This window comes from Xylanibacter ruminicola (assembly GCF_900142525.1).
GTDB classification, from domain to species: Bacteria; Bacteroidota; Bacteroidia; order Bacteroidales; family Bacteroidaceae; genus Prevotella; species Prevotella ruminicola_A.
Genome location: NZ_FRBD01000019.1, coordinates 102,567 through 115,909 on the forward strand (window position 1 = coordinate 102,567; position 13,343 = coordinate 115,909).

Genomic DNA, 13,343 nt, shown 5'->3' on the forward strand with positions numbered 1-13,343 from the left:
CGACCTGTTTACAGGGCGCAAAGGTACGGCGATTTTGCCGACAACCGCCTAACCAATTTACGGATGATTTTACCAAATTTACGGATTCTACCAATTTTACATCTTTGTCTCGCAAAAAATGTGTACCTTTGTACCCGAAATGAAGCAAAGTTTGAATGTTGAATCAGTTAACGACTATGCCCGCTACGTCGGAGCAGAGGAGTTGCATCCGCTCGTCTCGATTATACATTACGACGAGCTGGAGCACTGTCGCCATTCGCTGAACAACTATCAGGTGTACGGTGTGTTCTTGTTGCAGGAAAGCCCTTACACCATTACATACGGGCAGGGTCACTATAGCCACAGTTCTGGTTCGTTGCTCTGCGTGGCTCCAGGGCAGACGGGAGGTGTGAGCGACAATGGTGAGATTATACATATTAAAGGATGGGTACTACTGTTCTCGCCTGAACTGCTTCACGGCACAGACCTCGGACGACGCATAGATAACTATCATTTCTTCTCCTACTATGAAAGCGAGTCGTTGCATCCTACGCCAGAAGAACAAAGAACGATAGAAGTTTGCTTCAAGATGATTCGCAATGAACTGCGTTCTAAACCAGACAACGAGCATCTGCGCCGCATCATCATCGCCTACCTCGAACTGATACTGGAGTATTGCGCTGGATTCTATGAGCGTCAATTCAAGACTGAGATTACAGCCGACAACGACCTTCTGAAACGCTTCGATGATTTACTGAAACACTATTACAGCGAAGGACGGCAGCGCAAGCTCGGCCTGCCCACCGTCCGCTATTGTGCTCAGGAGTTGTTCCTTTCGCCTAACTACTTCGGCGACCTTATCCGTCAGGCTACAGGCGAGACAGCCACAGCCATCATCCGCAACTTCGTGATGCAACGAGCCACCGCCTATCTGCACGACGGGAAAACCATCTCAGAAACTTCTGAAATCCTCGGCTTTGAATATCCGCAACATTTTACTCGTGTATTCAAAAAACACTTTGGTCTCACTCCCAGCGAGTTTCTACGAAAATGAGAAACGAAGTATCCGTTAGCTGCCGCGCAGGCTGCTGTTGAATAGTAAAAATACGCTCTTATATAAAAAAGTCCGCAAATCTTGATTGGTTTGCGGATTTTTTTATATCTTTGCAGAGAATAGTACTAATATAGCTTATTACAATGAAAAGAATTTTGGTAACAGGTGGAGCTGGGTTCATAGGCTCGCACTTATGTGAAAGATTGGTTAACGATGGCCACGATGTTATTTGTCTAGACAATTTTTATACTGGAAGCAAGGAAAATGTGTGGCACCTCTTGGGTAAGCCGAATTTTGAGATCGTCCGTCATGATGTTTGTCAGCCTTATTGGGCTGAAATCGACGAGATCTATAATCTGGCATGCCCCGCATCGCCCATACATTATCAATATGACCCTATTCAGACAACAAAGACCAGCGTGTTTGGTGCTTACTACATGCTGGGACTGGCCCGCAGAACCAAGTGTAAGATTCTGCAGAGTTCTACCAGCGAGGTCTATGGCGATCCTGCCGTTCATCCGCAGCCTGAGAGCTATTGGGGAAACGTCAATACCATCGGCATCCGCTCATGCTACGACGAGGGTAAGCGCTGTGCTGAGACCATGTTTTTCGACTATCACCGTCAGCATAATGTCCGAATCAAGGTCATCCGCATCTTTAATACCTATGGCCCTCGAATGGCTCAGCACGATGGCCGTGTAGTGTCAAACTTTATAATGCAGGCACTTCGTGGCGAGAATATCACGATTTATGGCGATGGCAAACAAACGCGCAGTTTCCAGTATGTGAGCGACCTGGTAGAGGGTATGATACGCATGATGGATAGCGGCGACGACTTTACCGGACCGGTAAATATCGGTAACCCCGGTGAGTTCACGATGCTGGAGTTGGCCGAGAAAGTGATTGATTTCACAGGTTCCAAGAGTAAAATCGTTTTCGAGCCTCTGCCTCAGGACGACCCGAAGATGCGCCGTCCCGACATATCTTTAGCTAAAGAGAAACTTTATTGGGAGCCAAAGGTTAAACTGGATGAAGGTCTGAAGAAGACAATCGAATATTTCGAATCAGTTCTCAAAGAGCGCTGACTTTGCACACGGAGAAATATAATTATGGCAAAGGAACAATCAAACATTCGCGAACGGCAGCGTATTGACTTGCGTGAGCCGCGACGCTATACGGTAACGATATACAACGACGACTTCACCACCATGGAGTTTGTTGTGATGATTCTGAAGCAGATATTCTTTAAGAGCGAGGCCGAGGCCGAAGCCTTGATGCTTCAGGTGCATCACTCTGATAAAGCCGTTGTGGGCATTTACAGCTACGATGTAGCCACATCGAAGGTGCGTAAGGCCACTAATATGGCACGCGAGGCAGGATTTCCACTCCGCCTGACTGTTGAACCAGAAGAATAACGACTATGGCTGAGATAAAACAAACAAAACGTGCTGCCCACGTGGTGCATCTGGCGATGGAATACTGCAAGCAGGATCGCCACGAATTCGTTTCGCCCGAGCATCTGCTTCTGGCTATGCTGCTGGATGAGGATTTCGAAAGAGTGCTCAGCGTATTCTGCGATTCAGATATACTGGCCGTGCAGCTGGAAGAGATACTCAAGGATGTGGAGCCTGTGCCCGATGACCAGTCATACGAGCCTGAGGCCTCTGCACAGCTTGGGCAGGTGATAGAGTTTGCCTGTAGCCAGGTTTATAACAGCAGTGCCGAGGCATTAGATGTTCCACATCTGGTGATGGGCATACTGAACCTCCAGGATTCGTGGGCGGGCTACCTGTTGAAGAAGATTCTAGCCGGCAATGAAACCGACTTCGTGAGTCAACTCATCAGTGCCTATGATGTAGACGATCACCTTGAGGAAGATACCGGCAGACGCAGATCAGAAGAAGCCTGGCGCAAGCTGGTTACCTGTATGAACGAGCTGTATCAGAAGCACAATCCGCTTATCGGCCGAGAAACAGAGTTGCAAAGAACCATCCAGGTGCTTTGTCGAAAGGACAAGAATAACCCGCTGCACGTGGGCGAACCGGGTGTGGGTAAAACTGCACTGATATGGGGCTTGGCCCGTATGATAGAAGAGGGCCACGTGCCCGAGCGATTGAAGGGCAGCCGAATTTACCAGCTCGACATCGGCACGCTGCTGGCCGGCACCCAGTATCGTGGCGATTTCGAAAACCGCATCAAGCAGATCATGGACGGTATTCTGGAAGAGAGCGATAAGAACATTGTTTATATCGACGAGATTCATACCTTGGTGGGTGCAGGCGCTATAGGCGAGGGCTCGATGGATGCCTCGAACATGCTCAAGCCCTATCTGGAGTCGGGCAGCATTCGTTTCATCGGTTCTACAACCTACGAGGAGTACAACCGTCATTTTTCGCGTTCTAAGGGACTTGTGCGTCGGTTCCAGCAGATAGACATTCCAGAGCCCACGCCTGAGGAAACCAAACATATTCTGCGCCAGCTGCGCCATCAGTACGAGGAGTTTCATGGCGTGAGCTACGACGAACAGGCGCTCGACTTTGCCGTCGACGCCAGCTACAAGTACGTGAACGACCGTTTCCTGCCCGACAAGGCCATCGACCTGATCGACGAGGCGGGTTCGGCGATGGAGGTGAATCATGGTTCCATGATTTACAAACACGACATAGCCGATGTGCTTGCCAAAACGTGTAAGGTTGATGCGATGGCGATGAGCCAGGACGACGATAACAGCGAACTGGAAACGCTAGCCCCACGACTGCTCTCGAAGATATACGGACAAGACGAAGCCATTCGCCAGGTGGTAGAGTCGGTACAGATGTCGAAGGCCGGTCTTCTCGACGACAACAAACCCCTGGCATCGCTGCTCTTTGTTGGTCCTACAGGTGTTGGTAAAACCGAGGTGGCCCGTGTTCTGGCCAAGGAATTAGGTATTGAGTTACTGCGCTTCGATATGAGCGAGTATACCGAGAAACATACTGTTGCCAAGCTCATAGGCTCACCAGCAGGTTACGTGGGCTATGAGGATGGCGGACTGCTTACCGATGCCATCCGCAAGACGCCTAACTGCGTGCTGCTGCTCGACGAGATTGAGAAGGCCCATCAGGATATCTACAACATCCTGCTGCAGGTGATGGACTATGCCCGTCTTACTGATAATAAGGGCCGCAAGGCCGACTTCCGCAACGTCATCCTCATCATGACCTCTAATGCCGGAGCGCAGTTTGCCGGTCAGGCCAATATGGGCTTTACGGGCAACGTTTCGCGTGGCGAGGCTATGCTTAAGCAAGTCAAGAAAACATTTAAACCCGAGTTTATCAACCGCCTTTCGGGCACAGTGGTCTTCAACGATATGGACGAGCCCATGGCCCGCCTCATTCTGAAGAAGAAACTGGGCGAGCTGCAGCAGAAACTGGATGCCAAACAGGTGGAGATGACACTGAGCGACGAGGCATTCGACGCACTGCTCGAAGAGGGCTTCACCCGCGAGTATGGAGCACGCGAGATGGATCGTGTGATAGCCCAGAGGCTCAAACCGCTCCTGATGCGCGAGATACTCTTCGGCAGTCTGAAACAAGGTGGCAAGGTTGAAATAGGTACTGAGAATGGCTGTATATCAATTAGACGATGATCTGTGGTTCCCCGATCCCCATTTGGGCGAGCCCGACGGCATGATAGCTGTAGGCGGCGACCTGTCGGTCGACCGTCTGCTACTCGCCTATTCTAATGGTTTCTTCCCTTGGTTCTCGTTCCGGCACCAGGATGAGCCCGTGTGGTATTGTCCATTACAGCGCTTCGTGATATTTCCCAGCGAGGTTCACGTCAGCCACTCTATGAAGCAGCTCATCGCCAAGGGCCAGTATCAGGTCACTATCAATCGCCATTTCGAGGGCGTTATCCAGGGGTGTGCTACGGCTCAGAACCGCAACCGCGAAGAAGGCGCTTGGCTGGGCCCCGCTATGATTCAGGCTTACACCGAGATGCATCGCCAAGGCTTTGCGGCCAGCGTCGAGGTGTGGGATGCCGATCGCCTGGTAGGCGGACTCTACGGCATCACCATCGGCTCGTCGTTCTTCGGCGAGAGCATGTTCTCTCTGGTACCCAATGCCTCCAAGCTGGCTCTCATTCATCTTTCGCGTGTGCTGGAGGCTCATGGCGGACGTATGATCGACTGCCAGTTTGAAACCCCGCATCTCCGTAGCATGGGCGCACGATACATCCCGTACCAGGAGTACATCTCGATATTAAATGAATAAATAACAATAGATTTAAAAACCGATTTTGGCTTTTGGTCGTGGTGTCTCGATAGGCACAATGTCGTCGGGCGTAATCATGCGCCACATCTGCTTGTCCTCAGGCCTCTGCCTCACGCATCTGGTGGCATGCTGTATGTAGATGCGGTCCAGCTGGTTGGCCACGAATCTGGCATTTCCCCATGTCTGCGGATCACGCACCTGATACGCCTGATTCAGCATGGTGCGATACTTGTCCCAAGCCTGATCGGTAAACTGATACTCATAGTGCTTTACGCGCGTCTGGGTTATCTCCAGCAGCTCGTTCACGCTAAAGTCCTGGAACTCGAACCTATTGGGAAATCGCGATTGCAGTCCGGGGTTTGTCTCAAGCAGTTTCAGCATCTGGTCCTTATATCCGCACAGCACCACGGCTATGTCGCGCTGCGTTTCGTCGGCCAGAATGTTCATCAGCAGCTGTATCACCAGTCGGCCCGGGTCGTTGTCGTTGCGGCTGTTCAGCAAGTAGGCCTCGTCTATCATCAGCACACCGCCCTTGGCCTTTTCCAGCACTTGTCGCACCGAGCGCTCCTCATCGCCCCAAAGGGTGCCGATAAATGTACCTCTGTCGCACACCACCACATGGCCTTTCGATAGTGCGCCTGCCTGATGCAGCAGCGATCCGAATATCTTGCATACGGTAGTCTTGCCCGTCCCGGGGCGACCCAGAAACACGCTGTGCAGCGATACCTCGTGCTGCTTGCTGTCGGGAAACAGCTCTTGCATCGTCTTGTTGTAGGTGGTCAGCGCCACCAGCTCGTCCATGCGTCGCTTAATGTCGTCGCAGCCTATCAGCTTGTCCAGCTCCTCGCGCGGATTGTCTATTGGGTTCAGTATCTCCACCTCCACACTCAGGCCCATATTCTGGTCAATCGTGTCGCTGCTGGTAGTAGGCGAGGGGGCAGGCTCAGGCTCCTGTTGTGGCTCAGGCTCCTGTTCAGGCTCCTGTTGTGGCTCATCCTCTTCCTGTGGCGTCTCATCTACACCATCCAGCGCATCGTTCACAAACTTCAGTAGAGCCTCGTCCAGGTCCATGCCCTCGTCGCACTTGGGAGTCATTCTAAAATCTATGCTCTTGTCCATGACGGTGTCGAAATATATCTTTCCGCTTGTGTAGTCGTCTGTGTTCACCTCAGCCTTTCGGTGTTTCAGTGTCTTAAATCCGTCAATCACCTTGATGCAGTTGGCCTCCCATGTGTCCTCCAGCTCGTCGGCGTTTGTGATGGTAGCATCCGTTAGCAAAATGCCCAACACCTCTGCATGCACCTCGTGCAGTTTCAGTCGGTTTTTTATCACTTCCAGCGTCTCTTTCATCTTCCACACTTTGCTCTCGCGCAGTTCAGTGCCAGGACGATAAATCAGCATGTTGATACCCTCAGATTCTTCGTATATCTGCTTTTCGCCTTTATCGCAGCAGTCTATAGCCACGATCACCAGGTTATTCGAGTTCGCGTAAATATATACATCATTGTCGTAGTAGTAAGGGTCAAAGCCCTTCAGTCTGTTAGAGTAGACGGCGTAGTTCACCGCCATAGCGTCCATGTGTTTCCAGATAGTACCTTTAGTCTGTCGCTTAAAATCGTTAATCAATCTATTCAAATTCGTCATAGTCAACTAAATCAAATCAAAAAAAATAAATGATAATAATGGTATACACCCCAGTTTTTGGGGCGCAAGAGATAACAGGCAAGCACTTGCGCACTCACCCTTAGTTCATAATGAGTCATCCTTCAGGCATACTCTATCACTTTTTCAAAAACAATTGTAGCAGTAAGTCAAAGATCGCAGTAGCGAGTAAAGAGCGAAAGCTCGCTTTCTTGCTCTTTCGAGCGCCCAAGGTCTTCGAGGCAAAGCCTCAAAGATCGTGCAGCCGACCGTCAGGTCAACGCGCAAGTCGACAAGGCAACCTGATGGCGCCTAAGAACCGCTCGGCATCTGGTAGAAACCTTCGTCAACTTGTTCATTTTTGCTTCAATTGTTTTTATTGTTCGTGATAAAATTACGTTTTTCGCCGGCAAATATAGATATTATTCCCCAATCCACCAAATTTTTTTGCAATAATTTTTGTATGCTCGTAAAATATTATTATATTTGCACCACATAATCTATAACTAGAGTATTATGTTTAAAGTTATAATATCAGATACTACCTATCACAGTATTATAAGCGCAGAAGAGCAAAAGTCTCCTTCTGCCCGTTCCAATTTGTATAAATTGCATAATCGTATTATAATAAGGATATTATATTTTGCAGATTCAGATAAAACAATTATCTTTGCGCCAACTAGAAACATAAAAAAAGTAATATGGAAATAGCAATCATTTGGAGAGATTTGTATTCTCTTGTTTCGACAGATTTGTGGATTATAATCCCTGCTTTGTTTACATTGCTTTCGATGGGAGTTATGTTATGGAAAATTAGTTCCTATTCCTCCATCTCTTATCCTAGTCAGAAAATGCCTCAGGCTATTAAATTGTTGGCTAGTATAATGTTCTTCGTGTGGGCTTCTGGATACCTTTTATATTATTTAGCTCTTAAGTATGATAACTCAAATACTACAGAATTGTTATTCCGGTCTGCCACAAGTTCTATTCAATTATTCTTTGGTGGGGTTGATAGTAATGTCTGTGATAAACTTCATGATACAGGACATTTGGTGCTTTCAAGTAATTTGGCTTTTGTCTCATTCTTGGCTATGGGGTGTACTGTAGCATTTGTATCATTGTTGATTCTCTCTCGTTTCAGGGTATATATCTCTCTTTGGTGGCTCGCCATTTGGGCGCGTCGTTCAGTATATCATCGTCTCTTTATTTTCTTTGGGATTAATGAGGAATCAGTGTTGTTAGCTAAAGATATAATTGAGCGTGAAGAAGGAAATGCCAAAGATAGTTATCATATTATTTTCGTTGAAAAAACTCTAAAAGGTCAAAACGAAGAAGAGAAAAACGGATGGGATAGTATGGTGAATTTATTTACCCATCGTAAAAAGACGTTCGATACGGTAAACAAACTGAATGCTTTCCTTGCTATCATGAATGGTGAGTTCAAGGCTGAGATAAATTGTCCTCAAGATGTTTTCAATGCTCTAGGTCTGGGTGATATACGCAAAATTATCCAAAATATTAAGGGAGGCGATAATAGTGAGATTCATCTTTTCTGTTTAAATGATAATGAACTAAGAGATGAGAATGTATTTGCTGCAATGGAATTGCAACAAGATGTTACGTTAATTGAGTGCGCACAACGTGCAAAAACTACTATTCACTGTCTTGCCCGTTATAATAGTGTAAATCGTGCGATAGAGGATATAAATACAATTAGTGGGATAGATATTCGGATTGTTGATCCATCTCACCTTTCTATTGAACTACTCAAACATGATGTTAATCAGCATCCTGTTAATTTCGTAGATATAGATAAAGAAAAGAATATCGGAACGGTTAAATCTGCTTTTACATGCCTTATTGTTGGATTTGGTGAGACTGGAAAAGATGCTCTTCGGTTCCTATACGAATATGGCGCTTTTGTTGATAGTAAATCGAATGATAAATTTACATTCCGCAGTCCTTTTAGTTGTCATGTCGTGGATAGTCAAATAGATACGTTGAAAAGTCCATTTGTTAATGCTGCTCCTTCAATGTTTGGAGGGGATAATTCTGGTTTAATTGAATTCCACAAAATTAATTTTAATTCTCCGGAGTTTTATCTTCAGTTGCTTCCTGATTTGATAAGTAAATTAAACTATATTGTCATTGCAACAGGTGATGACGAGGCTAATATGACATTAGCTGTTCGCATTATGAAATATGCCATGAGAAAAGGACGTGATTTTAACAAAATGAGAATATATGTCCGTTCTTATGAACCAGAGTTGCTGCCATACATGGAAAAAATAGCAAAGCATTATAATGAAGATGAAACTAGGATTGTGATATTTGGAAAGAAAAAAGAAATATTCCAGTATGACAACATCGTACATGATAAGTTTGAAGATAAGGGTAAACATTATTATGAAACCTATAGATCATTAAAAGTTGATCCGGATAATGATGAGGGTTCATGGGATGAAAGAAGAGGTGTTTTAACAGGAAGTAAAAAGGAAAACAAAAAGAAAAAAACATATGAAGATATTCCTGTTGAAGAACGTACTAAACCAAGTGTTGCTAATCTTCAAAAATTGCGAAGAAAAGAGTCGCAAGATAAATCAAATGCTTTGCATGAAGGAACAAAGATTAGAATTCTTACAGAAGTCAATTGCTTGATGACTATTGGTAATAAGATTTTTCCTGATTTTGAAGATGTTGATCCTGAAAAGTCTGCTCATAGTATACGTAATGAAAAAAAACAGTATATAGGATTGTCTAATGATGAGGCAATACTAATTGATAATCTTGCAAAACTGGAGCATTTAAGGTGGAATGCTTCACATGAAGCTATGGGCTATTCTTTCTTACCAATAGGTAAATTACCCGAGCGTTGCTGCGACGAGACTTTGATGCTCCATAATTGTCTTTGCCCGTGGGAGAAACTTGATAATGAAACAAGTCAAGTTTCCTATATAAAAGACTATAAGGCTTTTGACTATGGTGTTGTAGAAACCTCTATCTACGAAAAAATGAAAAGTTTATGTAGAATATTAGACAAATAATTTTTAGAAGTTAAATCAACTTTTGATGTCATTTGATATTTATTAAAAAATAAGTATATGGAAAAAAAAATTAACCCGAATAATAGTGAGAAATTAGCAAAGACGCTTTCTCAAGACACTTATGATATCTTTATTAGTTACAAAGTGACTGAAAACAAAGAAGAAGCAAAAACTCTCTATGATATTTTGCATGATGAAGGCTATTCCGTTTTTTGGGATAAAGATAAACTAAAAGGGGGCGAAAAGTGGAATAAACAATTAGAAGTTGCACTGAGAAATGCAAGATTCTTTTTCGTTTTTACAACCCCAGAATCGCTAAATAGTTTTCAAGAAGGATGGAATGAAGATGGTAATGATAAATATAGTTATTATTGTCATGAAATTGACCTTATCACGAATCGGGTAAATGATGAAAATGTTTATTGTTTGCCACTTTTTACTGACTCTTTGCAAGTAATTAGAAATTATAATGAATTTTTTAAAAGAGATAATACAGCCAGAAAATGTATTGATACTTTAAGTGAGTGTGAAGGGCATGCGTATAGTAAGCTAGACGGAAATACAACCTTTAGGTCAGGTCTGATTGAATACATATATAAACAACTATCTAATGTAGGTATTTTCCCCTTCTATAAAAAAAGTAGAGATGTAATTACTGGTGAATTGTTTTATGATCCTAAACGTGCTTCTAGCGAACAAGGATTCAAAGCAGGAAGTCGATATTATGTAAAGCGTAGTATTGACAATTCAATTTCAAATTTTGCCAGTATGCAAGACGAGAACTCTTTTCTTTTTATTTCTGGCAGACCTGGTTCTGGAAAAACGCGTGCATTATATGAATGGCTTCATAGCCCATCTATGGAAAATGAGAATGTTGTGGTTCTGAATAGACATACTATTCGACCTGTCTATGAAAAACTAATGAAGTTTAAATCGTCGTCATTCGAGTTTTCAAGCACAAATAAATCGCTATATTTTGTTTGTGACCAAGTGAATGATGTGTTTAATTTCCTCACTTCTGAGGAACAACTAAAATTTTTAAGTGTTATATATAGTAAACAATATAAATTCGTAGGAACAGATACTCCTTATGATAATGATATTTTTCTTCACAAAATTAACATAAGTGATTGGCCTTATAAAATAGTGCATATAAAAGACTTGACTGAAGATGAAATTAGGGAGTTCCAATTTGTTTACGGTTATAAAAACAATGATAATAAAAAGAAAATTGCTGCAGACTTTGTTGAACTCCTAAGGGCTCATAAAAATAAAGTGATAAATAATATCTATAAATATGATCAAGAAAATGCTATATATGGACAATTGCGTGTATTTTTGCGGGTAGTCCAGATTGCTAAAGAAATATTGAAGAAAAATGATTTGGAATCAATTCGCAACTTGTTGAATGGTATCTTCCCAGGTCGTTTTGATGATTCTGTTATAGTTCGATTGTTAAATATCCTTTCTTTCCCCGAATATGGGATTAGTATTTTAGATCTTGGGGTTTCAGAGAAATTAACTGTATACGAGTTATTTTTAAGTGTGGATAACTATAATGTGAATATTTATGATGATTTGGCATGGGAAATGATGCAAACAAGGTTAGATGGCAATGAAAATATACTTTATGACCTTTATTCTTTAAAAGATACCCAAGCTATTTGCAATATTTTTAATAAGTGCGACTTGTTTGATAATCCAGCATATAACTATATGCTATTCTACAATTTGCCATTTAAGAATCGTAATGAAGAATTAAATGATTATTATTCTCGTTGTGATGTGATGCGAAATTATATAATTGGAAGAATTGACAAATGGAAGAATAATCATAAGTGGGATACAAATGATAGAGATTTTCGAACTCTTGTTTCCGCAATAACAGAACGATCTGTAAATATTAAGCAAATTGATCAATCTATAAAATTATTACCGGTAACAGATGCGAAATCAATCCGTTCACTTTATAAAATTGCTAAGACGTGGCATTTAAATCCAGGTGATGAAAAACAGTTTGAAGGTTTTGATAATCTATTAGTAGAACAAACAGATAAGTATCACAATACCAATAGTGTTTCATTTGACGATATAAGCAGAATACATTATGAAATAGATTCTCATTATAAAACATTAAGTTTTGAAGATTGTTACAATCAGTGTAAGCCCTTAATGGATCATGATTTCCTAAATGAAGATTGTAACCATAGAGATTTGGATTTTTTGTTCACAGATTTAGCTTCATTATGTAAAAAAAGTGAAGACTTTGATCATTTTTGGGCGTTTTTTGATTCAGTTGCTCAAAAAATGTGTTCCTATATGATGTCAGTTTATACTGCAAAGGCTATAGCTAAATCAATATCTAGATTTTTTTATGGTAAAAAATACGCCGAAAACGAACGACAATTGTTGTCACGTTTAATATCTCATATTCCAGTTGTTATTAAATTTGGAAGTATTGTCGATGTCGAAAATAGACAATTGTACCTCATGTATATATCCCGAATTATTTTAGTACAACGTTGTTTCTACACATCATTTTGTATTTATGAAGAAGCACGTAAAAAACTAGGTATGGCGGAAAAAGGAGATCATGAATTAAGAATTATTTCATTGTGCCTTAAGAATTGTCAAGCTAATGAATTCTCAATGGCTGTTGTTTATATAGTGAATCTTTCTGTAGAAGATAAAAGGATTTTTTACAACATTTTAATTAGAAAAGCACCTACGCAAGAAGAGGCATATTATATTTTAAGATTTTTGTCTAAAGAGGGTACTGATAGTTATACATTGTCAAATTGCTTAAAAAAAGTGGAAAATGTTAGTTTTATTCCTACTAGTAAAATTGAGAAAGATTTGGCAAAAATACATGATGAAAATGAGTGTAGGGAACAGATGGAATGGTTGAAAATGAACATTGAGGAAGATGATAAGATTCTACTTGATGATGCTTATGCAGTCCTTAAGCGCATTCCTTTTAAAGAGCGGAAAAAGTGGCAACAAAGCCTTCTGCTCTTTTTCGAAGGGAAAGAACGTGGTAGTGTAAGTTGAACTGTGTCAAGGCCATTTCCCTTATTATATTAACCTCAGATGGGGGACACGATTTTTAATCGTGTTTTCCAGATGAGGAGCCTTTCTAGCTGCAAAGTTACATAATTTCATACCTATCTCCAAATTTTATCGCTATTTGTTGTGAAATAAGTGCCCAGTTCGCCAGGGGCATAGTCCACTTCTCGCTAATGTTACGGTAAGCCAGGTAGACGAGTTTCTCCAAGGCTGTATCAGACGGGAATACGCCCTTGTTCTTCGTAACCTTGCGTATCTGACGGTGATAGCCTTCGACTGTATTGGTCGTGTAAATGAGACGACGAA

Annotated in this window: 9 protein-coding genes; 7 read left to right on the forward strand and 2 right to left on the reverse strand. The window is 42.6% G+C overall.

All coding sequences use genetic code 11. The annotated features are described in order from the left end of the window. Positions 1–139: 139 nt before the first annotated feature. The 5 genes from BUB86_RS12860 to aat all read left to right on the forward strand — a co-directional run bounded on the left by BUB86_RS12860 (position 140) and on the right by aat (position 5,286). On the forward strand, positions 140–1,033 hold the full coding sequence (locus BUB86_RS12860) for a helix-turn-helix domain-containing protein (RefSeq protein WP_073210158.1): 894 nt from the start codon (positions 140–142) through the stop codon (positions 1,031–1,033). A gap of 143 nt (positions 1,034–1,176) precedes the next feature. Then, entirely contained in the window at positions 1,177–2,118 is a 942-nt protein-coding gene (locus BUB86_RS12865) for a UDP-glucuronic acid decarboxylase family protein (RefSeq protein WP_073210160.1), read from the forward strand. 24 nt (positions 2,119–2,142) lie between these two features. Next, positions 2,143–2,448 carry an ATP-dependent Clp protease adaptor ClpS gene (locus tag BUB86_RS12870; protein WP_073210163.1) on the forward strand — a complete coding sequence of 102 codons (306 nt, stop codon included), beginning with the start codon at positions 2,143–2,145 and terminating at the stop codon, positions 2,446–2,448. A 5-nt stretch (positions 2,449–2,453) separates the two neighbouring features. Next, positions 2,454–4,661 carry an ATP-dependent Clp protease ATP-binding subunit ClpA gene (clpA, locus tag BUB86_RS12875; RefSeq protein WP_073210165.1) on the forward strand — a complete coding sequence of 736 codons (2,208 nt, stop codon included), beginning with the start codon at positions 2,454–2,456 and terminating at the stop codon, positions 4,659–4,661. Beyond that, complete coding sequence (aat, locus tag BUB86_RS12880) at positions 4,636–5,286, forward strand: leucyl/phenylalanyl-tRNA--protein transferase (RefSeq protein WP_073210167.1); 651 nt, start codon at positions 4,636–4,638, stop codon at positions 5,284–5,286. Before clpA ends, aat begins: the two co-directional genes overlap by 26 nt. A gap of 12 nt (positions 5,287–5,298) precedes the next feature. On the opposite strand, the gene BUB86_RS12885 is transcribed toward aat, so the two are convergent. Next, entirely contained in the window at positions 5,299–6,921 is a 1,623-nt protein-coding gene (locus BUB86_RS12885; RefSeq protein WP_175549503.1) for an AAA family ATPase, read from the reverse strand. Between the two features lie 707 nt (positions 6,922–7,628). Between BUB86_RS12885 and BUB86_RS12895 the strand changes: the two genes are divergently transcribed. Next, on the forward strand, positions 7,629–9,971 hold the full coding sequence (locus BUB86_RS12895) for a hypothetical protein (RefSeq protein WP_073210173.1): 2,343 nt from the start codon (positions 7,629–7,631) through the stop codon (positions 9,969–9,971). 57 nt (positions 9,972–10,028) lie between these two features. Next, a complete protein-coding gene (locus tag BUB86_RS12900) occupies positions 10,029–13,022 on the forward strand; it encodes a toll/interleukin-1 receptor domain-containing protein (protein ID WP_073210175.1) in 2,994 nt (997 codons plus the stop codon). 97 nt (positions 13,023–13,119) lie between these two features. Here BUB86_RS12900 and BUB86_RS12905 read toward each other — a convergent pair. Next, positions 13,120–13,343 (reverse strand): transposase (locus BUB86_RS12905; protein WP_139261613.1); only part of this gene is annotated, 224 nt, incomplete at its 5' end.

What these genes read in the sequence shown, in the direction of transcription:
- BUB86_RS12865 (WP_073210160.1), top strand. Translation starts at nt 1,177, where the DNA reads ATGAAAAGAATTTTGGTAACAGGTGGAGCTGGGTTCATAGGCTCGCAC.
- BUB86_RS12870 (WP_073210163.1), top strand. Translation starts at nt 2,143, where the DNA reads ATGGCAAAGGAACAATCAAACATTCGCGAACGGCAGCGTATTGACTTG.
- BUB86_RS12900 (WP_073210175.1), top strand. Translation starts at nt 10,029, where the DNA reads ATGGAAAAAAAAATTAACCCGAATAATAGTGAGAAATTAGCAAAGACG.
- clpA (WP_073210165.1), top strand. Translation starts at nt 2,454, where the DNA reads ATGGCTGAGATAAAACAAACAAAACGTGCTGCCCACGTGGTGCATCTG.
- aat (WP_073210167.1), top strand. Translation starts at nt 4,636, where the DNA reads ATGGCTGTATATCAATTAGACGATGATCTGTGGTTCCCCGATCCCCAT.
- BUB86_RS12895 (WP_073210173.1), top strand. Translation starts at nt 7,629, where the DNA reads ATGGAAATAGCAATCATTTGGAGAGATTTGTATTCTCTTGTTTCGACA.
- BUB86_RS12860 (WP_073210158.1), top strand. Translation starts at nt 140, where the DNA reads ATGAAGCAAAGTTTGAATGTTGAATCAGTTAACGACTATGCCCGCTAC.